Annotated in this window: 12 protein-coding genes and 1 riboswitch; of the genes, 7 read left to right on the plus strand and 5 right to left on the minus strand. The window is 58.1% G+C overall.

The annotated features are described in order from the left end of the window. The first annotated feature begins 1,546 nt into the window (after window positions 1–1,546). Window positions 1,547–2,287 carry a hypothetical protein gene (locus tag ACVIW0_RS06845; protein WP_461351628.1) on the plus strand — a complete coding sequence of 247 codons (741 nt, stop codon included), beginning with the start codon at window positions 1,547–1,549 and terminating at the stop codon, window positions 2,285–2,287. Window positions 2,288–2,879: 592 nt separating this feature from the next. On the opposite strand, the gene ACVIW0_RS06850 is transcribed toward ACVIW0_RS06845, so the two are convergent. Together ACVIW0_RS06850 and ACVIW0_RS06855 are read right to left on the minus strand one after the other, a co-directional pair. Beyond that, window positions 2,880–5,207 (minus strand): hypothetical protein, encoded by a 2,328-nt coding sequence (locus ACVIW0_RS06850; RefSeq protein WP_461351629.1) that lies wholly within the window; start codon window positions 5,205–5,207, stop codon window positions 2,880–2,882. A gap of 954 nt (window positions 5,208–6,161) precedes the next feature. Further along, window positions 6,162–7,043 (minus strand): radical SAM/SPASM domain-containing protein, encoded by an 882-nt coding sequence (locus ACVIW0_RS06855; RefSeq protein WP_461345034.1) that lies wholly within the window; start codon window positions 7,041–7,043, stop codon window positions 6,162–6,164. 1,363 nt (window positions 7,044–8,406) lie between these two features. Then, a riboswitch (cobalamin riboswitch) is annotated at window positions 8,407–8,622 on the plus strand. A 97-nt stretch (window positions 8,623–8,719) separates the two neighbouring features. On the opposite strand from ACVIW0_RS06855, the gene ACVIW0_RS06860 reads away from it, so the two are divergent. The 5 genes from ACVIW0_RS06860 (at window position 8,720) to ACVIW0_RS06880 (ending at window position 17,015) form a co-directional block, all read left to right on the plus strand. Further along, window positions 8,720–10,657 (plus strand): ribonucleoside-diphosphate reductase subunit alpha, encoded by a 1,938-nt coding sequence (locus tag ACVIW0_RS06860; RefSeq protein ID WP_461351630.1) that lies wholly within the window; start codon window positions 8,720–8,722, stop codon window positions 10,655–10,657. After that, a complete protein-coding gene (locus tag ACVIW0_RS06865; RefSeq protein ID WP_456709150.1) occupies window positions 10,648–11,721 on the plus strand; it encodes a ribonucleotide-diphosphate reductase subunit beta in 1,074 nt (357 codons plus the stop codon). Before ACVIW0_RS06860 ends, ACVIW0_RS06865 begins: the two co-directional genes overlap by 10 nt. Window positions 11,722–12,307: 586 nt before the next feature. Next, window positions 12,308–13,546 (plus strand): cytochrome P450, encoded by a 1,239-nt coding sequence (locus ACVIW0_RS06870; RefSeq protein WP_456709151.1) that lies wholly within the window; start codon window positions 12,308–12,310, stop codon window positions 13,544–13,546. Window positions 13,547–13,829: 283 nt separating this feature from the next. Further along, window positions 13,830–14,183, plus strand: a complete 354-nt coding sequence (locus tag ACVIW0_RS06875; protein ID WP_456709152.1) for a hypothetical protein — start codon at window positions 13,830–13,832, stop codon at window positions 14,181–14,183. A gap of 597 nt (window positions 14,184–14,780) precedes the next feature. Beyond that, complete coding sequence (locus ACVIW0_RS06880; RefSeq protein WP_461351631.1) at window positions 14,781–17,015, plus strand: hypothetical protein; 2,235 nt, start codon at window positions 14,781–14,783, stop codon at window positions 17,013–17,015. A gap of 178 nt (window positions 17,016–17,193) precedes the next feature. On the opposite strand, the gene ACVIW0_RS06885 is transcribed toward ACVIW0_RS06880, so the two are convergent. Together ACVIW0_RS06885 and ACVIW0_RS06890 are read right to left on the minus strand one after the other, a co-directional pair. Continuing rightward, a complete protein-coding gene (locus ACVIW0_RS06885) occupies window positions 17,194–17,361 on the minus strand; it encodes a hypothetical protein (protein ID WP_461351632.1) in 168 nt (55 codons plus the stop codon). Between the two features lie 582 nt (window positions 17,362–17,943). Then, entirely contained in the window at window positions 17,944–18,852 is a 909-nt protein-coding gene (locus ACVIW0_RS06890; protein WP_461351633.1) for a hypothetical protein, read from the minus strand. Between the two features lie 600 nt (window positions 18,853–19,452). Here ACVIW0_RS06890 and ACVIW0_RS06895 point away from each other — a divergent pair. Beyond that, window positions 19,453–19,827, plus strand: a complete 375-nt coding sequence (locus ACVIW0_RS06895) for a hypothetical protein (RefSeq protein WP_461351634.1) — start codon at window positions 19,453–19,455, stop codon at window positions 19,825–19,827. An 11-nt stretch (window positions 19,828–19,838) separates the two neighbouring features. Here ACVIW0_RS06895 and ACVIW0_RS06900 read toward each other — a convergent pair whose 3' ends face one another. After that, entirely contained in the window at window positions 19,839–20,096 is a 258-nt protein-coding gene (locus ACVIW0_RS06900; protein ID WP_461351635.1) for a hypothetical protein, read from the minus strand. Window positions 20,097–20,108 lie beyond the last annotated feature (12 nt).

Consider the following 20,108-nt stretch of genomic DNA (forward strand, 5'->3'; position numbering starts at 1 on the left):
AAATTGCTGTCTCAAGGTACCGTAGGCCATCGATCCTCATTGAACCTCACCTATCGGAAGATCGGCGGTTCCGGCTATCCTCATATTGTTCGCGGACAGGCCTCTCATTTGAACATTCCAGGCGGGTCTTTCCAAATTACGTCCGCAGCTGGCCCGCGATCCTGTGAGGATTGAACCCGATCAAGCTGATGGCCCGCGATAATGACGCTTACTCCTCGGCCGCCCGACAATGTGCTCGTATCATGCATGCCGCGTCTTTTTGGTCCTTTCATCTGAGAGTTTCGTGCTCCCAAACGTGGTCACAGTGATTGAACCATCCCGCTTAAGATCGTGCCGCGACTACCGCGGTGCGTTTGTACACCTTAAGCTCTCGTTTGAACGCAATTCTTGATTTTTCAGTTTTCCATTTGGGGTAACGATTCAGCGCAGACTTCCACTCTGAATCGTCACACGCCAAGCCCACTGAGACCGGGGGCGCACGCAGGGACGACGTTGCGGAGGGGGTCACTCAGCCCTTACAAGCGCAGCGCGGAAGGCTGGGAGACGGCCGCGGCGAGCGCAACGGTCCTCTTGGGCGCCGGGGGCGGAGCCCCTCGCGAGGGGCAAATCGAAGGCCGGGGTGGGAGGCTCGGCGCGCGTCGAGCCAAGTCGGCGAAGCCGACGCGCCAACTCGATAAATTGCTTATTCGACTAAGGTAAGCCCAAGGCGGCGCCGATCGATCTCGTCAAGAGTTGAAAGCCACATCTCCTTTTTTTGCGATGGAAGAAAGTAAAGAACTGATCTTCCTCGGAAAGGAACGATCTGTTTGTTAGAGTCGATCTCCGCACGCGATACGCTCGTTAAGTTGTCCAAAATTCGACTAATGAATATTGTCCTAATTGGGTCTCAGCGCATCTCTCGCGTATGTACGTGCCGGCGACGTTAAAATGCCGTCGTTGTCGGAAGATTGTGAAGACGCCCGAGACAGAAAGCACAATCACCAACGGCCAGGCTGCTATTGAGATGATTGTAACGCAGGTTGTGTGTCTAGGAGTGAGAGCAACCAGCTTGGAGCAGGAATCTTGTACGAACTGGACTGACTAAACTAACCATGGGGCAGCCCAGCGCTGTTGCCGGCGAGCCGATTTAAAGCGCCAATGGGCTTTTTGATCCACCAGTGGCTTCGCTCGCGTGGTTGCGGAGACCGCAGCATCAAGATGAGCCGCTGCGGACAAGCTCTCCTGCTAGGATCGACACCTTAGTATGTCGGGAAACAGACAAACCCAACACAAACGTCATCGAAACTGTCGACTATTGCTTGGCACGAAGAATGCACATCCTTAGCCATGCCTAGGGGCGTTCCGGGCATGGCTACCACCGCAATTTGCGGCCATGGCTGGCCACTGTAGTTAGTGACCAGTGACATTAGGCAGACGGCGTCTGCCGATACCGGCGGGCGTCTTGTCGCGTCACCGCTAGCTTTAAACGGCGTGAATAGCGAGTTTGTAATGGGCTTAGAGCAGAATGAGCGGGACGCGCTGGAGAGGACGGGGAAGACCTCGGAAGATGAATGCAGAGAACAACTTCGCGGCCCGGCTCCTTGACGCCGGACGCCTAGCAGCAATCGCACGTATACGTGGCCTAAAGGCAGATGTTTCATACTACGTCGGCGAGGCGCTCAAGGAGCTTTGGCGGACCAGATCACCGGAAGAAGCAAAAGCGATCGCAGAGCGTTGGGTCTTATGGGACGCAAAGGGCAAGCCTTGGCCGCGCATGCCCCCACTGGAAAACGTCGTCCCGTTCAAACGGACCGGCGCGGCCGGGATGCCGAGGACGCCCTTGCAAGCAATCCGCGAATGGTTCGAAAAACAAGATGAGGACGTGCGATGTGAAATCGCCGGCATGGCGGCGCTTTTGATTTTCGAAGGTGACCACCTTCTCGACTTGAGCAGCAAGGAATGGTGCGACCATTTGCGCCGATGGCTCAGTGAGACGGGATTACCAAACCATAAGGTCATCGGCCGTGCTCTGACGTTTCGCACCTGTTTCGAGTATTTCTCGGAGAGCAGGTTCACCGAAGCGGCGTGGATGCGATCCAAAGAGACCGCCGTGAAAATCCTTGCAGATGCTGGCCTTGACCCAACCTCCGAAGCTGCGAGTCTCGCACCTATTGCCCAAAAAGTGCTGGAGACCTTGCCCGCGCGAAAATGCCGCTGGATCGAAGTAGGCAAGTCCTGGAGCAAACTCGTCGATACCAGACTGGCACCCCGGGCCATCAGGGTTTGGAGCGCCTCGCATATGGAATAAGAAGGCAGCGCCTGAATGTGTGCTCGGCGCGGCGCCCCAATATAGCAAGCTGACGGAGTCGTCATCCGTCTCGAAAAAATGAGCCAACACCTGCGGGACAAACGACAGAATACAAACCAGACCGCCCACAGCGAAGAGAAGAAGCGCTGCGCAGAATGCGACGTTGTAACCAAGTGGCAAGCTGGCCTGGCTCGTTAGCAGGTTCATCGTACCGATGATCCAAGTCGAGGAGAACGTAAGAAGGGCGGCATTCTTGGTTTCGGCGAACTTGACGAAATCGATGGTTCGGACAAGTCGCATGGAGAGAGTCTTCTCAAAGGCTCTTCTTAATCGTCCTTCATGAGCTTTCGCCTACCGCGTGGACGGCGTCCATCTCTATGCCGACATTCTCAATATGAAGGACGTGTTGGCCGTCACCGACGTTGAAGGCGAAGATGTCCAGCGGCGTCTTTGAAGGTCTTCTCCGCGCTCGCGGATACAGTTTGCCGAGCTCTCTTCTGATGCGCTTGCGGTCTTAAGTTCTCTAAAAGCAAACGCTTCGATGTGATTTCGCGGCCTGAGTAGCCGTACAAGGTGCCAACGAGCACCTCACTCAGTCAAATTGCGGCCGATGAAATAGAAGAATGCGGCCTCCGGGTAAGCTTTCGGCCGTGTAGGGCTGACCGTGGATCAAAAAACAGGTCATGGGGACGCCCTGGCTCGGCAGAAGACCCAGGTCTTGGAGCATGTCGATCACGAAAGGCGAAGCCTCTCGGGGGCCGTCCCTCCAGTCTGGGCCGAACAACTCTCCGAGTTCAGGCATTTGCGGGGCCGGCTGATGGCTCCATGCCGAAGCCGCAGACGGCAGTGGAAGGTTTGGCTCCAGTGTCGAAGGGGCGTCCTTTCGTAATTCGAGCGTGGCGGGTGGATTCAACCCGGATACAGGGCCGCTATAGATATGCGGGGGAGCCGTCGGCGTCACAAGCGCAGCTTCACCCCGCAAAACGAACCCAGGGTGGTGGATAAGTTGAACGTCGTTGGGCCCTCTCGGTCCCAATACGGCCGTGTAGCGTTCACCGGCAATCTCATAGTTCATCACCGGATTTTCCGCATCAGGCAAGAAGTCCCAATTACCCAACTGAGAAAGCATCATGTCGGGTGCCGGCTGGGTGCAATGGGAAAAGTCCTTCGGCACGGCGAATGAAACATCAAACGTGTCGCCGACGGCGAGAGAGCGCAGATGAATAAGCTGAATATCATTGTGTCCTCCGGGTCCTAACACGGCAGTATAGGGCTCGCCGTGAATGTCGTAGGTCTTCACCGGCTGCGTCGCGTCCGGCAACAGTCCCCAATGGCCCAGTTTGGAGCGCATCATATCCGGCGCGGGCTGGTTGCCGTGGGAGAAGTCATCTGGAACGACCAAAGAAGCATCAAAGCTTTCGCTGGCTGGGAATGGCGTTGTGGCCGGGGCGGCACCGCCTTGGTCCATCGTCCGTGCGAGGTATTCTTCAGAGGCAAGGTTCCGCAGTCGCGAGTTCGGCTGCGAGGTTGCAGCATCGAGAAACTCTTCTCGGCCGGCACTTTCAATGGGCAGGTTGGCAGTTGACTCCAGTTCCCGCAAAAACTCCGGCACAATAAGATCGTCCGCGACCAGGAAGCCCTCCAGATCCGCGGCTTCGAAAAGCTGTTTCTGGGCTATGCTTTGCACGGGCGAAGGGACGACCAGATTCACCCGCGACGCCGGTTCCGGTGCATCGAAGGCCATCCCCGGCAGCAAATCATCTCGATCGATGCCATGGAAAAGCGCCCCTTGGTCGGCGCTTTGCAGGTTCGAATGGGAGGCTGCGCTCATCGTTCGCCAAAGCGCCGATTGATCGTAGGGTGCGGCTGCCATCAGGCTCTCGCGATCCGTAGCATCGAAAAGCTCTTCCTGAGCAAAACTCTGTACGGACGAGAAAGCGGGGGCGCGCATTCCCTGCCAAAGTAACGGTGCATCGAAGCAGGAGACCGCAAGCTCTCCGCTCCGCGCCGCGTTGTCGAAAAGCAGATCCTGCGCGACACTTTGTGGGGGAGAATGAGCGGCCAAATCCATTTCACGCCAAACCTCCGGAGCATTGAGATTGCCAGCCAGCAATACGCCCTGATCCGCAGCATTCTCCAAAAGCTGGTTCTCGACAGTCAGCATGGACGAACGCACGGCCGGCTGAGTTGGCGGATGCGAGCCACCTCCTTGTCCTTCTAAATTGTCCTGCCTGACGCCCGCGCGATAGTCGCGGAGTCTGTTCAAAGCGTAGCGGAGTTTCGTGTCTTTCGGGAACAAAGTATCGGCGTGACCGCGCAACTTGTCGGCACTGAGCCTGGCAATGGACAGGGGGCGGAGAGCTGACGCCAACTTCCGAAGACTGCTTGCGTAATTTCCGGCCGTTTTCGCGTCGATCCCTCGACCGAAGCCTGCCTCGGCGGCCTTCCTAATGAGGCGTTCGTCTTCGTCCGATGGACGGTAATGTGTCGCGGTGATCCGAGCGGCGGCGCCAGGCTTGCGGTAGCGGCTGACCATCGACAATGCTGGGGCGATAACCTTATCGTTTGGCAATAGCTTCTTGGCGCAATCGAGCAACGTATCATCATCGAGGGCTGCCATGGATTTGCCATCCTCCTTCAGAGCCTCAGCCAACTTGCGAAGGCGGCGATCGTAAATGCTGATGGTTGTCGGCCCGGGCAGTGGTCCTCGCTCGAGGGCCACACCAGACGCTGCCTGGATCAGGCGATCGTCTTCCTCACTAACATCGTAAAGCTGCCTGTGATCATATATAGGCCCCAGCTGTTGCACGTCTGCGAGCTGCTGCTCAAAGTGGACTTGCTGCGGTTGCGGTTGTTCCACGGTTGTCTCAGACGCAGCGGGACGATTACCGGCAGGGTTGATATTGTCAAATTGGTTCATGGTCGCGTCTCCGCTTGCATCGGTCTCGGCGCCTCGGTACTAGCGGTGGCTGACCAAAACCTGACGTGGCCCCCAAGCACGACAGAGAATGATAGCGAACAAGGGCGGCACCCAAGGCGATGGTGTGTGTTCGCGTCGCGAAAAGGAGAGCGCAGGATGACAAATCCTTCAACTGAGGTTCGAACTGAAATGCGATGCGAGGACCTCGATCCAACGCTCAGCTCGCGATCGCGAGGATCCCAGGCCTGTCATCGTGATGATCGGTCTGCCATTGGCCGAGTTCGCGATTGATGAGAGGAGAGCGTATCGCTCCTTCAGCCGGATAATCCCTCCCCCCATGAGAACGGTCGTCGGCCAATACTGTTTGCGCTATGAGCGTCCTATTGAGCGGAAGATCAGCGTACAATGTCGCAGTTGATTCTGCGGCAGAATCTCACGATGCGCAGGTGATGACCTTCCGGGGAACGAGTTGTCGGATGCCCACATCGCACGGTTTGTGGGAGCTGACGGCACCGGCGCCGCCGTGTGCGGGTTTTCTTGGGACGATCCGCAAGTCGATGTCGTTGTGATCGATCGTGGATGAAATATTCTGTAGCTATTCACCTGGCTGAATTGCAAGCGCAACGTTGGTCGAGTCAAGGCGGGCATGTGGGGCAGGCCCGTTACGCTCTCTTGTACTCTCGAAACTTCCATTGGAGAGCGGTGTTGAATTGCTGAACACGGCAAGGGCTTTTGGATCAATCGAGAGGCACGAGATCAACCGCGAGGCCGAATCGTTCGTCATCCTGCCGGAAAAGCATCTACCACCTCCAGTCGCACCAGTTGAACATAGGCGATCCTCGGGGCTCTCTTACGGGCGGGCCCCGGCTCGTGCATTTCGCCGAAGCGCGCTCTGATCCGCCTTCTGGCACGAGTCCAGCTGGTGCGGCGAGCTTCCATTGGTATCGCCATTCCTCACAGCGCGCGGGCAGGGGCCCTACAGCATTCCGGCTCCGGTTTGGCAAATTCACACGTCCTGCAAAGTAGAAAGCCATCCGTACCGTTCATGCGGTCGGCGATTTCGCTAAAGATCCGGCCTTCGAACAGATCTTCGTACTCGTCGCGCAAAAGATTCCCAATGACATGACGCCGCTCAAAATCCATGCAGCACAAGGTAACATCGCCGTTTGGAAGAAGGACATTCCGATGTTGCTGTTTCCCATTGCATGTCAAAGTGCCGGCGATCGGCTGCCGCGGGGTGATCATTTTCGGATCTATATGTCCTCGCCTGCTACTCAGCGGCCGCAAGCGTTGCAGCTTTTTGGCGGGGATTACATCGGCTAGATCAGGATGGATTTTACCCAGGATCACAAATTGAATCGAGGGAATGTTTGCCTCAATCAGTCGGCGCATGACATTGATGTAGTTTTTTCCGACGAGGCGGCTGTTCATATAAGTGCCATCGTCGGGAACGTGCACGACGAAAGTCTTGAATCGGAGCATTTGCAGACGTCGAACGTCAGTCCTGTTCATTCCAACAAGGGTCGTGAAGATCCGGACGTCGTGGCCGCGTGCGTAAGCATGCTCAACCATCGTGCTGCAATGCGGATGCAACCAGGGTTCCGAATATCCGGAAAAACTAATGCCAGTAGCTGTCGGTACGCGTGAGAGACATTGCTTGAAATCCTGAACACCCAGATGCTTGGCTTGGGATACGGGCCTTTGGCGATCTGCAAACTTGTCCTGGGAGCAATAAGAACATCTGACGATGCAGCCGGTGGTCGTGGTTATCTCCAATACCCGATGGCCGGGCTCAACCACACGCAACTCTTGTAAGACCCTAGGGTATGCCGTCATGTATCTGGTCCTTTCAGGTGCCGGAGCAGGCAATTGCCGCAGATCGAGCGCAGCTAACGCAGCGTCGCGTCTTGCCTGAAACGATCGCAACCGGAGTTTGGACGTTGGGCCAGATGCCTTGAATGAAGCCCGTGCCTTGCCACGCTGGTTTCGACAACAGGCTACAGGAGGACCCGTACGGCGCTCCTCTCTCTGGGTGTCGATTGCCGCCTACCACCATGTCTGCGCCTAGCATCCTCCTTTCCTCCAGAAACACGTCAGCTCGACAGCTCTTAATGTTGTCGAGGAGAGCCGCAAATCGGGCTCCGGGAGGTGCTCGATCCTGAGGACCACATCATCTCCGTGTCGCCGGACCGCGCAGTCAATCGCCGACATGAGACCGCCCAGAGGCGACATACGTTGTTCCGATCGGGTCCGAAATGCCAAGCTTGTTTGCCAAACAGTCGTGGCTTGCGCCGAATCCTGCAACATGACGTCGGGTACGATTCAAGCGCGTCGGGCGTGATCCAGCACGGCCCTGGAGGCTTTCGCGCGTTGCGAAGAGTGCTCTGGGTCGCGATGAGAGGCGCGAACGATCCGGAAATCCTGATGGACGCGGCCGAGTAGGACCAACCTGACTTCTTTGGGCACCGAACAGTAGGCGAAGCCTTTATCGGCAGATCGCGAGAATGGGCCAGACAATTGGTCCGCTACAAACATGCACCGGGCACGTGCCGAATTGATCAGAAGGGCGGCGACCTAGATGCGCCGCGACCAAATCGATCTGCTATGCGCGCCGAACAGCAGCTGTACTGGCTAGAAAGATATTGACCAGGCGATCTCGGTGGGACGGACCTGCTCCTTCATTGTGAGACAAGGCTTGCGCCGACGGTAAATTCACGAAGGGAGCCGGTTTCGTCGCGCTTACAGCGGCTTAGCCGCTGCGAGCTCGATGAGCTTTCGTGTTCTTCAGGGCCCTCAGCCGTTCGAGCAGCGAGATCGCGCGGGGAGCGTCGTACGTCGAGGAGCTGACTGCGTCGGCTACGTCCATGATAGCTTTCCAGCGCCTTAGACACGATTTCATCTGGATCGTTGACGCTGATAGCTTCGAAGATCTTGAGCTGAAGATCCGCTCATACTCATCGGAACGGAAAAAACGGTCTCAGAGCCTTTGGTAGGATCTACGTTCCAGATCAGCATAGACTGATGAATGGTCGGCCGGATTTCTGGATTGATTTGCCTGAACAGCCACAGGTGGACGTGTATGGATATCGGAACATACCGGTGCTCGGCGCCGGCCGCTCCATTCATTGACTTCGCGGTGTCCTCTTCTGAAGCTTGATGTACCCCAAACGAGACTTGACGAATCTCGGCATGTGACGCCTAGATGTAGATCTGTCATGGTTCTTCCATCCTTTATCTTGTAGGACAGGAAGCTAAGAGGGAACCCGGTGCGCCGAACGGCTACTCCGGGGCTGCCCCCGCAACTGTAGGCGGTGAGCGGTTGTCATCATGGGCCACTGGCGCAGAAACGCGCCGGGAAGGTCGACAGCCGCAGCGACCCGCAAGCCAGGAGACCTGCCGCGACAGAACAAACGTCCTCGGGCGGGGTGCCCCGGTGGAGCGCTTGCACTGAGGGACGTTTGTCTCCCTGCAAGTCGTCCGCGGCCCCGGCTCCAAACATCGCGGGGTTGCCGATGTCGCCGTCTTTTGATTTCGATCAACAGGGTCACCTCGTTACACCATCCAGTGTGCGGGCAGCGCACGCACAGGCAGAGCTTGCCCCGCTTCAGCGGTCTGTTGCGCAGCCTCCATCGCTGGCCCCGCTGCCGCGTCCCCTCGCGCCAGCTCCAAAGCCGTCTGACCTTGCCCTTGATCGATCGCGCGACAGCCTCCTGACATCGTTCGGCAAGCTGACATTGACCGACCGTTATCTGCTCGCGGGCGAAGGCGTCCAGGACATGTTTGCGCGGGTATCGTGCGCGTTTGCGGACGATGTTGCACATGCTCAGCGTCTATATGATGCAATGTCCCGACTGTGGTTCATGCCGGCGACGCCGGTGCTCTCGAATGGCGGCAGCTCGCGTGGTCTACCCATTTCATGCTTCCTCAATTCGGTCTCGGATTCGCTCGAAGGTATTGTCGGCGTCTGGAACGAGAACGTCTGGCTTGCCTCCAACGGCGGCGGCATCGGTACCTACTGGGGGAATGTTCGCTCGATCGGCGAGAAGGTGAAGGGCGGTGTCACCTCGGGCATCATCCCGTTTATCCACGTCATGGACGGCCTGACGCTGGCGATCAGTCAAGGCTCGTTGCGGCGGGGCTCGGCGGCAGTCTATCTCGATGTCCAACATCCCGAGATAGAGGAGTTCCTTGAGATCCGGAAGGCGTCCGGCGACTTCAATCGTAAGAGCCTCAACCTGCATCACGGCATCAACGTTACTGACGAATTTATGCATGCCGTGCGAGCCGGGACAGCGTTCGCGCTTCGCAGTCCAAAGACCAGCGAAATGGTTCGCGAGATCGACGCTCGCCAGCTGTGGCAACGTATCCTTGAGAACCGGCTGCAGACCGGCGAGCCTTATCTCTTGTTCATCGACACCGTGAACCGCGCCCTTCCCAAGCACCAGCGCGACCTCGGCCTCAAGGTCTCAACCTCCAATTTGTGCAGCGAAATTACCCTGCCGACCGGCATCGATCATCGCGACGAGGAGCGCACCGCGGTGTGCTGTCTCTCATCGCTCAATCTCGAGACATGGGACCGGTGGAGCGAGGAGCCGGGCTTCATCGAAGACATCATGCGTTTCCTTGACAACGTGCTCACCCACTTCATCACGGTGGCGCCGGAGGGCATGAGACGTGCCCGCTATGCTGCCCTACGCGAGCGCTCCGTCGGCCTAGGTGTCATGGGCTTCCACTCGTTCCTTCAGGCCAAGGGCATTCCGATGGAGAGCGTCCTGGCCAAGTCGTTCAATCTGAACATGTTCCGGAAAATCCGGCGTGATGCCGACGCGGCGTCGGTGACGCTCGCTCGCGAGCGCGGCCCTTGCCCGGATGCGCTGGAACGCGGCGTGATGGCGCGATTCAGCCATAAGATCGCAATTGCGCCGACCGCCTCGATCAGCATTATCTGCGGCGGCACGAGCGCTTGCATCGAGCCAGTCCCGGCCAACATTTACACCCATAAGACATTGTCTGGCGCCATCTCGGTGCGCAATCCGCATCTCGCCAGGGTACTCACGGCCAAGGGCGCCAACACCCCGGCGATATGGCAGTCGATCATAGCGCACGAGGGATCGGTCGCTCATCTCGACATCCTCTCGGAGCACGAGAAAGCGATCTTTCGCACCGCTTTCGAGATTGATCAGCGCTGGATCATCGAGCTCGCCGCCGACCGCGCGCCGTTCATCTGCCAGAGCCAATCGATCAACCTCTATCTGGCGGCCGACGTCGATAAGTGGGATCTCCATATGCTGCATTGGACGGCATGGGAGCGCGGATTGAAAAGCCTCTATTACTGCCGTTCGAAGTCGATCTCGCGCGCAGCGTTCGCCGGCAAAATCAGCGGCCGTGACGAGGCGGAACGACCGCAGCCGCAGCGCACCGACTATGAGGAGTGCCTTGCATGTCAGTGATTGACCTCTCGGCTGTCGATCCGCGCACGTTGATCGGCAAGGGACGGGTCGGCCTCCTGGACTCGACCGGAAGCTATGACGTTGATCGCTATGGCTGGGCTTACGAGTTCTGGAAACGTCAGCAGCAGACCCATTGGATGGGCGAGGAGGTTCCGCTCGGCTCCGACCTCAAGGATTGGGCGTCGGATCGTGTCACTGCCAACGAGCGCGCGCTGCTCACCCAGATATTCCGCTTCTTCACTCAATCGGACATCGAGGTCGGTGACAATTATCTCAAGCGCTACATTCCGATTTTCCAGCCGCTCACTGTGCAGATGATGATGGCTGCCTTCACCAATATGGAGACCGTCCATATTGACGCCTATGCGTTGTTGCTCAAGACGCTTGGCATGCCCAAGGCCGAGTTTGAGGCATTCCGCGGCTATGCGCAGATGCGCGCCAAGGCTGACTACATGCACCAATTCGGCGTCCATACTGTGGCCGACGTCGCTCGCACGCTGGCCATGTTCGGCGCCTTTACTGAAGGCATGGCTTTGTTCGCGAGCTTTGCCATGCTGCTTAACTTTCCGCGGCACAACAAGATGAACGGCATGGGACAAATCGTGAGCTGGTCAGTGCGCGACGAGAGTCTCCACTGCGAGGGCATCATCAAGCTATTTCACGAATGGCACCGCGAAACTGGCGCGGTGACGCGCTCCGTTAGCGACGACATCATCGACGTCGCCAGGACCATGGTGAAGCTGGAGGAAAACTTCGTTGATCTCGCCTTTGGTCTCGGCGAGATCGATGGCATGCGCCCTGAGCAGATCCATGCCTATGTCCGCTATGTCGCCGATTGGCGGCTGACCCAGCTCGGGATTGCCCCGGTCTTCGATTTTTTTGAGGCTGGTCAGAGCGGGTTTACCCAGCTCAAGCCGCATCCATTGCCCTGGCTGGTCGAGATCCTCAATGGGGTCGAGCACGCCAACTTCTTCGAGCAGCGCGCTACGGAGTACTCCAAGGCAGCAAGCCGCGGCAGCTGGGACGGCGAAGAGGGAGTATGGGCTACTTTCGGCCGTATCTAGCACGAACGCAACAACGCTTTTGCTCTTCGATTCTGGTGCACCTAGGACTTTTCGCGAAAGTCCGCTGGAGACCGCGCAGGAAGGCCACATCGCGTGACATCGATCTGGTCCGCTCGAAATGATTATCGCGGACCCGTGACAGCAAAGCCGCTGGATCTGGCGCCACTCACCATCAGTCGCTCAGGTCCTTATGCTTGTGGAGGATCGGCCGTTCTGGCGTCGACAGAGCAGGCAGTCGATAGTGAACCTGCGCACTCGGTCGGTGCTCAAACGCGTATGTGTTGCGAGTTTGACAAGCTTAGCCTCGCGGCATGCGGGTGGCGGAGCTGCGTTCTGAGCTTGCGCCCCTTTACAGCGCAGCCCTGGCGCCGAACCATGGGATGATGGCTCTCGGCCAGCCACAAGCAGATCGATATGGAAAGTCAATGCGGTTCTGACTGCCGGAAATGGTAGGAGGGGCCGGCTCGCGCTTTGAGATACTCTGTTGGAGCGAGGACATGCTCGCAATCAACACAAGAGGACGGTCGTGGAGAGCGACTATGCGGACCCGTATGCTCTCGAATGAACAAAATCTGCGGAGACCATCATGAAAGCCAGATCGGCACGTAGAGCCGATGAGGCGTCGAGTATCCCGCTGAGCAAGCTGGATGTTAGCGAAGCCAAGCGCTTTCAGGATGATAGCATATGGGGGTACTTCGAGCGGCTGCGAAGGGAGGATCCCGTTCACTACTGCCAAGATAGCTGCTATGGCCCCTATTGGTCCGTCACGAAGTACCGCGATATTGTCGCGGTGGATACAAACCATAAGGCATTCTCGTCAGAACACGGTGTCACGATCGTCGATGTGCCTGACGAGCATTGGACCCCGAGCTTCATTAAGATGGGTCCTCCAAAACACGCCGGGCAGCGCAATACCGTAAGTCCGATAGTTGCACCGGATAACCTGGCGAAGTTTGAAAGTCTGATCCGCTCGCGGGTCAGGGTGATTCTGGACGGGCTGCCGCGCAATGATCCGTTCAATTGGGTGAATATGGTCTCGATCGAGCTGACGACGCAGATGCTTGCCACGCTCTTCGACTTTCCCTTCGAAGACCGACGGCTCCTGACCTATTGGTCAGATGTAGCTGTCACACCTCCGAGAGCCGGCCATGCCATCGACAGCTGGGAAAAGCGAAGGACAATCCTGTCCGGATGTCTTGAGTATTTCACGCGACTTTGGAACGAGCGCATTAATGCCGAGCCGCGGCTGGACCTGATTTCTTTGATGGCACATTCGCCCGACACGCGCCATATGAAGCCGGATGAGTTTCTCGGCAATCTGATCCTGCTGATCGTCGGAGGCAATGACACCACCCGCAACTCGATGACCGGCGGCGTCTTATTCATGAATCAGTACCCCGGCGAGCTGCGAAAACTGCGCGATAACCCTGCGCTCGTGTCGAGCGCCGTGTCGGAGATTATTCGATACCAGACACCGATCGCCCATATGCGCCGCACCGCCGCGGCAGATTGCATTCTGGGTGGCAAGCAGATCAGCAAGGGCGACAAGGTCGTTATGTGGTATATCTCTGGCAACCGAGATGAAGAAGTTATCGAGAATGGCGACAGCTTTGTGATCGACCGCAAGAATGTGCGGCAGCATCTATCGTTCGGATTTGGTATCCATCGGTGCGTTGGTCGGCACCTTGCGCAATTGCAGTTGAATATCCTCTGGGACGAAATATTGCGTGCAGGGCTAGACGTAAGCGTTGTCGGCGAACCCGAGCGAATCGCATCTAATTTCGTGCGCGGCTATTCCTCACTTCCAGTGCGGATTGCAGCCTAGTCCCTGATCGCGTCGGCGGCCGGCGGCACGCGGTGCGGTTGGGCTCGTCTTGAACCGCATTCGTTGACGCCGCTAGCGAAAGCGGCTTGATCGGCGCCAAACAATCGCTGCATGTCGCGAGCCGGTCGGCAATCAGGCAGGCGTTGACGAGCCCGCGTAAGGAGCGACAGTTGAGCCGGCCCGGCGCCCTGCAGGCGCCGGATAAGCGAAAAAGGCAACGCCAACGGTGCCCCCCAAATGCCCTATCTCCGGGCCTCCTGGATAGCTGCAACGGTAAAGGCCGATGAGCTTGATATTGAAGATTGTAGCGGTGGCAGCGATTTTCGTTGGAGAAGCGATTTCGATCATCGCCGAGTTGATTGCCTCAAGGCGGTTTGGAAAAGCCGGCGGGGATGTGACAATGCTCTTGCCGATGTTTCTGCTGATATCTTTCGGTGGCATCCTTCTCGTTTTCGGATACGCGCTGGGCTACATGCATCTGAAGAATATTTGGATCATTGTCGCAATATCGGTGGGAGCTATTCTGGTGGTGGAGCCGATACTCACTCTTCTCCTCTTTAGAGACGTTCCGACAACCGGTTCGCTGATCGGGCTGATGCTCGGTGCGCTTGGTACGCTCGCTGCCATATGTCTATGAGGGTATTCTGATTGAGCCTGGATGGGTGCTGGCTTCGGCGAGATGTAGTTTGAAAGGGACCTGCGCAACGTCGGTTCTGCTCGCTTCGCACGGGGGCTAATGTTGTTGCTGATCGGCTTTCAACGTTTCATCACGGTCGGTGCGTTGCCGTTGGCTTCGTAAACTCTTCTCGAAGTCTCCTTGCCGGATAGTGAGACGCGTGCGGGGTCGTAGATCTTGATCGATCTACGCTCGCCAATTTCTGCCTGACCACAGTCGTTGCCTGGTGTTCTCCAGCATTTGGATCCAGTTCGTGTGAACTCACCACTGCTCTGGAGGCAGGATGATCACGGATCGCCTCGCGGCCTGTACTGTCGCATTCGGAAAAGCAGATCACGACCAGGACAGGTCAGTCCGCGGTCATGTGCTTCAGCTGATTATTCGGCAACCTACGCGGTCATCCCCGCACTTCAGCAACATAGGAGGTGCGACGGGAAATGAAGCCACAGGCCACATAATTTTTTGCGCATCCCTGGAGAACGCTCTTGGTCAGCTACTCGTCAGCCAAGCGGTCTATCCAGACAGGCTGCACATCGTCGACTTAATCGGAGATAAAGCATGACGGGCATTGGCCGATCCGGGAAATCGCACGTTGGGGCGGCAGCAGCCGACAGCACCGTGGAACTCGGCGTCGTCCCTGGAGAACGCAGTCGATCCTTCGACGCCGTCGTGGAGCGGATGCGCTCCGGGCCTCAGGAGCGAGCCGTGCCACTCGCGCACCAGCCACCAGATTCAGATGTGGTGGTGCCAACGCGGGACGAGATCAGAGCAGCAAGGCGAAGATTGGAGAGCCTGCTTGAGGAGCTGGAAACTTGTCGTCGAGCGGCCATGCGCGCCCGGGACTTGCCCGAGGCGCAAGAGCTGATGGACCAAGTCGTCAGGGCAGGCTCAGCAGCTCTGGACTACTACGCCGATCTGCCCCCAAATTTGGCGCGTCGCATTCTGCCCGACGATCGGGCCCGCCTTCTCCGCGATGACGTGCTTGACGCAGCCACCCAATGTAACACCGTGGCCAGGCAGATTGTTGACCAACTGGAGACGAAGAGAAAAGAAGCGTTGAGATGCCTCGAGAGGTTGAAAGGCATCGCTACGCCCCACCAGCTGAGCCGCTCGGTTGCAAGCGTGGCGGAACATTATGCGGCCCACATGGAGTGGTGGGGAAAGAAGACACTGCGCTTGGAGCGGATGCAATCCGTCTGCGCAGCTACTGCGGACTTGCCAAGCGCTACGCCCGCGATGCGCGAGGCCGAAGAGGCCGCACTAAGACTGCATACCGGCCATGCGCTCAATACGAAGTGCATGTATCTGCAAACCCGGATAGCTCTCGCGAAGCTCTTGATTGACTCGCAAGTGAGCACGTTGGAACCAGACGCGCACCAAGCCCTCATGGGCGAGAACGGGCGGGTGCGTCTGCTCGGGACCTTCATCGAAGATGTTTTTCCAGCATTCGTCTCGACCGGCCATGCCGTTATGTACAGCAACGGGGCATCGCTCGACGCCGAACATCGCGCCGTTCTGGAAGGCGTCATGGAGCGGCTTTCGGAATTCGCTTCAGGAGTGAGTTCCATGGTTGCCACGCTGAGGGAAGCCGGATCAGGAGCTGACCTTCCGTTGCAGTTGCTGGACCAGATCGTGGAAGGTGCGTGGCTTACGGCGAACGAAGTCATGCGGTTGCTGGCAGTGCAGCCAAAGTTGGCAGCCACAATTGAACCGCCGGCTTGGGCTGCGTTGCCGGAAAATACCGCCATGGTGGGCGAAAGCAGCAGAGCGCGCAGAAAGGGCAAAGGAAGGCGCGCAGCGGCCGCAGGCGAGGGGAGTTCGACGGCCCGCCCACCCGAGCCGCAACTCGCCAGGCCCGATGCGGCCACGACCCCGACCGGCAAGGTTATCGTGCTCTCGGACCTCGGTACCAAAAAACTCGTGACCGCGGAGGAGGCACGCGCGAGCGCCTCAACCTCTGCTACCGAGCACCTCCGGATGTGGCAGGCTCCGCCCTCAAGGGAAGCGCTGGCGGGATTACTTAAGCGACTGGATGAACTGCTGCAATTCAGCGTTCCGGCTCAACAAAGTGCCGTCTCGCAAGCGCGCCAGATGAAGCCCGAGGACGCCGACCACGTCTTGGATCTCGTCAGTAAGCGCTTGCAGACGCAGGATGCCGAGACTGAGGCCTGTATAGCCGCTATAGCCGCGCTGGAGGAGCCTCGCCTGAGCCTGCTCACGCCGGCGCAAGTGCCCGAAGTGCACAAGAAAATATCTCGGCTTAAGGCGATGCAGTCCGAGGTGCAGGGGCAGGCAAAATCATTGAACGTGCGAAAGGCGGCAATCACGAGCGATTGCATGAAGACCTATGCGTTTCCGTCGCAAAGGTACCTTGAACAATTGCGGGCGGCGGGGGAATTGGCGCCAGTCGATCCACCGCGCGCCTTGCAGGGAGAGCCAGGGAAGCTGTTCGAGGTCAAGCTGCAGCCCAAGGCGCTGAGCAGTGGTGCGAGGCCAAGCCCGATGTGGGTGCACATCCATACCGAGCGGCCGGTACATGCCTGGCAATTGCCAATGCTGGGGGACCGTGACTTCGCCGCTTGCCACGTGAAGTCCGATGAACAGCGCGGCTATAATCGGCACTGGCAGAACGCTCGAGCCGCCGAGGGGCGCAACCACGTCGTGATCCACCGCGGCAAGCTCACACCTGCGTTTTGCAAGTCCTTGTTGAGCACCGCAGCCGGCGGCCAGGCGTTGTACCACCTTCCCGACGCTGGGCACGTGTCAGCGCAGATAGGGCGACTGGGAATCTAGTGAGCTTCTTGTCTTGCGGCAGCATGCCGTTCGATGGCAGCTTTCATGCCTCCAATTCGGCTCGGCGGATTACCTGAGCCGCACCGGGCCTCCTCAGGCTCCATCTCCCAAAGGATGGAGCTCGGAGGAAGAGAACACGCACCAAATCCACGAGACGCTCGTCGGCCGGAGAGCCGGATCATTTCCAATCACGGGCAAGTAAGCTCTCTATGAGGCCATTGGTGATGCCGAAGATCGGCGCGTGGGCACGAAGCCAGCCGCTGAGCGCGGCAGCCGGAGAAACATGTGCGTGATCCCGAAGACGATACGGCCGGATGTCGTCGCGCTCGTCGCGAAACGCCTGCATGTGCGCCGCCAACTGACAAGTAAACCTCCAGAGGGATTGCTTCGGATGGTTGGCATGCCAAAAGAAAACTATGCGCTCTGGTTTGACGAATCGACTTCGCAATGCACAATGAGCCCGCCTATCCGTTTGCTTCTCTTGGATAAGGCGACGAGAGCCCCAGCATCCCGGCCTCCAGGCCCCCCAGAAGATGCTGGGGCTTTTCGTTCTTCCGAGTGTCCCGGCCGCTGAGGGCGGAGCTGCTTCTCTGCAAACACTGATCTTGTGACGGCCACGACCCCGTCGGCGTGGCGGCAAGCTCGTTGTGCTCTGCTGGCATTGGTGTCAGACCGAGCGGGAGCTCTGGCGATTATAATGGATCATATTGGTCCGTCGGCGAGCGAAATACCTCGCTTCCCTCCGACGACATGTGCGACGAATTTGAAGATGATACAGATCTCGGCGGACACTTTGATGGTCGACGTCCGCTACCCGGCCAGCAGGCGCTGGCCACTCCGATCAGGCATTATAGATGCCGCAACCCTGCTTCCGATTTTTCCAAGCAGCGCAACAAGAGATGTCGCGCTTTCTCGCACCCTTTTAGCCTCATCCTCTCGTCTGTGACTTTCTGTATGGATTCAATTCGCTAGCGGTCCGATAGTCATCCAGATTCCCGCCCAGAAACAGTACCTCGCGCTCCTCGGTTGGGGTATCGCTCACCCATGCAAGATTGGGTTCATCATTCTCGGTCCCGTCCTCAAGGATGCTGACGATCTCTTCGGCCGTCCAGGTGGTGACCCGTGGTACCGTATAGGTGTGCAACTCGTTCGCGCTTTCCGCAATTGCTTTGGCGCCATACTCGTTGTCATCGTCCGGCGACAGGAGCAGTTGTGAGGCCTCCTCGGACAGTGATACAAAAGGCGAAGAATAGGTGTCCCCTCTCATGTGCGCTGCCGCTGCGCGACCCAGATCAAGTTGTTGGCCTCCCCAAATATTCCAGGGGGCGACGTCGTAACGCAAAGCCGCCATGGAACGCAAATGGTCCATCGCGCTTTGACGGTCCAGTACGCGTGGCTTGCAATGGCTGGCGTGATTCTGAAAGCGCTGCAGCTCAGCGTACGACGATGCCACCACCTCGTCGTAGACGCGGCCACGATCGATGCCGCCGGCTGATGGCCCAGTTGCTTGCGACCATCGTGCCGATTTTTGCGCAGCGAGTTCGATTTCTCTTCTCAGTTCCGCAACGGTTGCGCAGGTGAGCGTCGCGGCAAGCTGAGCGCGCGTCCTGATAAAGGATGCAGCTGCGCACCGTTCGTCCCCCTGAATAGCCTGCGCTCTCAAATTGCCTTCCGTGTCAGTCCGGGACGATCCGGCCCCGGGCGCATCTGATGTTTGGAGGCTCGGCTGAGGCTCTCCAAGCCGCTGCTCAAAGTCTGCTTGCCCGGTTTCTTCTGGTTGCTGCTCGACGCAATTCTTAAAAGCCGCAGACGGGTCAATATTATCAAACGGGTGCATTCCATTTTCCCTTTGGTAGCCTTGTCGATATCAATCGGACAAGTTGATCCGATTTGAGCGAGCCGCGAGGGTCGGAAACCGAGACATGCACAAACGGCTATAAAATGGAGCGGATCTGGTTCTCGACGGGGCGGTATGTTGAGGGGATCCCGCTCCTTCTTCTGTTCCAGATTTTGAGCCCATCAAGCCCAGCCTTGTCCGGATATAGACGGTCTCATTGCTAGAGGGTTTAGCTGTCGAACAGCTGACGAGTTTCATCGCTTGAAGAAAGTAAAGCACTTGCGACTGTGCTGGCCGTCCATTGTTCATCGCAGAGCTGATTTTGGCGAGATGGCGCCATCGTCGCTAAATCCGGCAGTGCGAAAGTCTGGCAGACGCAGCCCGGCGGAGGCGCAACGATCCTGAGCTTGAGTTGCGTAAGGAAGGCTGCCGAGCCAGGCTTGCATCGATAGTGAATCGATGCCCGAAAGTGCCGCTCGAGACGCTGGCTCTGGTCGGAATAGCCGATCTTGTCACAGCCATCGGGCTCGTGACCGGTTGGCGTTGCGTGGAAGCGACAAGCCCAAGCGCAGATGGCGTCTCGCCTCCGAGCGCGGCTTCATGTCCCTGCTGCTCGACCTCGAGGAGGTCCGTGCGCTGGTCCGCGGGCCCGATCACGGCGGCCTGAGCGGACTCCAGATCAAGGACAAGCTGTCCACCACGGCCGAGGTCGCCGCCGCCCTCATCAAGCTCGGGAACCTCAAATCGATCACCGTGGTCACCCCGATCAACCGCTGTCCGACCGTGGTCGTGCCTGCCCACGAGGTGGAGCGCTTCGCCCGGGAGTACGTCTCCCTGTTCGCGCTCGCCAAGCAGCGAGGACGGCATTTTTTGGCGGCCAAGAAAGAGCTCCTGCACGCCGGCGTGGAGCCCGTGTTCGATCCGAAGAAGATCGGGGCGACGTTCTACCGCAAGTCAGATTTAGAACGGCCTTGATGTCGAATCTATCAGGGAACGCACTTCAACTCCGGAATCGCGTCCGCGATTTCTTTGACCCGCTGAAGACATGTCGCTGCAAGCTCGCGCCATTTGTCCTCGATAGCGAGTTCATCGAGCTGCTGTCGCAGGAAGTCTTCCGAGATGGCCGACAGTCTCTCCAAAATTCCATGCTTCAGGTGAGAAACGTGGCGGAGGTTTTCGTGTAGTTCTTCCGAAAATAACGAGTCGACCACTGCGATGTCGAAAACATCGCGAATTTTGAGCATTGCCCCGCGATA

Source organism: Bradyrhizobium sp. USDA 4454, assembly GCF_054822705.1.

What these genes read in the sequence shown, in the direction of transcription:
- ACVIW0_RS06855 (WP_461345034.1), bottom strand. Translation starts at nt 7,043, where the DNA reads ATGACGGCATACCCTAGGGTCTTACAAGAGTTGCGTGTGGTTGAGCCC.
- ACVIW0_RS06890 (WP_461351633.1), bottom strand. Translation starts at nt 18,852, where the DNA reads ATGCACCCGTTTGATAATATTGACCCGTCTGCGGCTTTTAAGAATTGC.
- ACVIW0_RS06870 (WP_456709151.1), top strand. Translation starts at nt 12,308, where the DNA reads ATGAAAGCCAGATCGGCACGTAGAGCCGATGAGGCGTCGAGTATCCCG.
- ACVIW0_RS06860 (WP_461351630.1), top strand. Translation starts at nt 8,720, where the DNA reads ATGTCGCCGTCTTTTGATTTCGATCAACAGGGTCACCTCGTTACACCA.
- ACVIW0_RS06875 (WP_456709152.1), top strand. Translation starts at nt 13,830, where the DNA reads ATGAGCTTGATATTGAAGATTGTAGCGGTGGCAGCGATTTTCGTTGGA.
- ACVIW0_RS06880 (WP_461351631.1), top strand. Translation starts at nt 14,781, where the DNA reads ATGACGGGCATTGGCCGATCCGGGAAATCGCACGTTGGGGCGGCAGCA.
- ACVIW0_RS06845 (WP_461351628.1), top strand. Translation starts at nt 1,547, where the DNA reads ATGAATGCAGAGAACAACTTCGCGGCCCGGCTCCTTGACGCCGGACGC.
- ACVIW0_RS06850 (WP_461351629.1), bottom strand. Translation starts at nt 5,207, where the DNA reads ATGAACCAATTTGACAATATCAACCCTGCCGGTAATCGTCCCGCTGCG.
- ACVIW0_RS06895 (WP_461351634.1), top strand. Translation starts at nt 19,453, where the DNA reads ATGTCCCTGCTGCTCGACCTCGAGGAGGTCCGTGCGCTGGTCCGCGGG.
- ACVIW0_RS06865 (WP_456709150.1), top strand. Translation starts at nt 10,648, where the DNA reads ATGTCAGTGATTGACCTCTCGGCTGTCGATCCGCGCACGTTGATCGGC.
- ACVIW0_RS06900 (WP_461351635.1), bottom strand. Translation starts at nt 20,096, where the DNA reads ATGCTCAAAATTCGCGATGTTTTCGACATCGCAGTGGTCGACTCGTTA.
- ACVIW0_RS06885 (WP_461351632.1), bottom strand. Translation starts at nt 17,361, where the DNA reads ATGCAGGCGTTTCGCGACGAGCGCGACGACATCCGGCCGTATCGTCTT.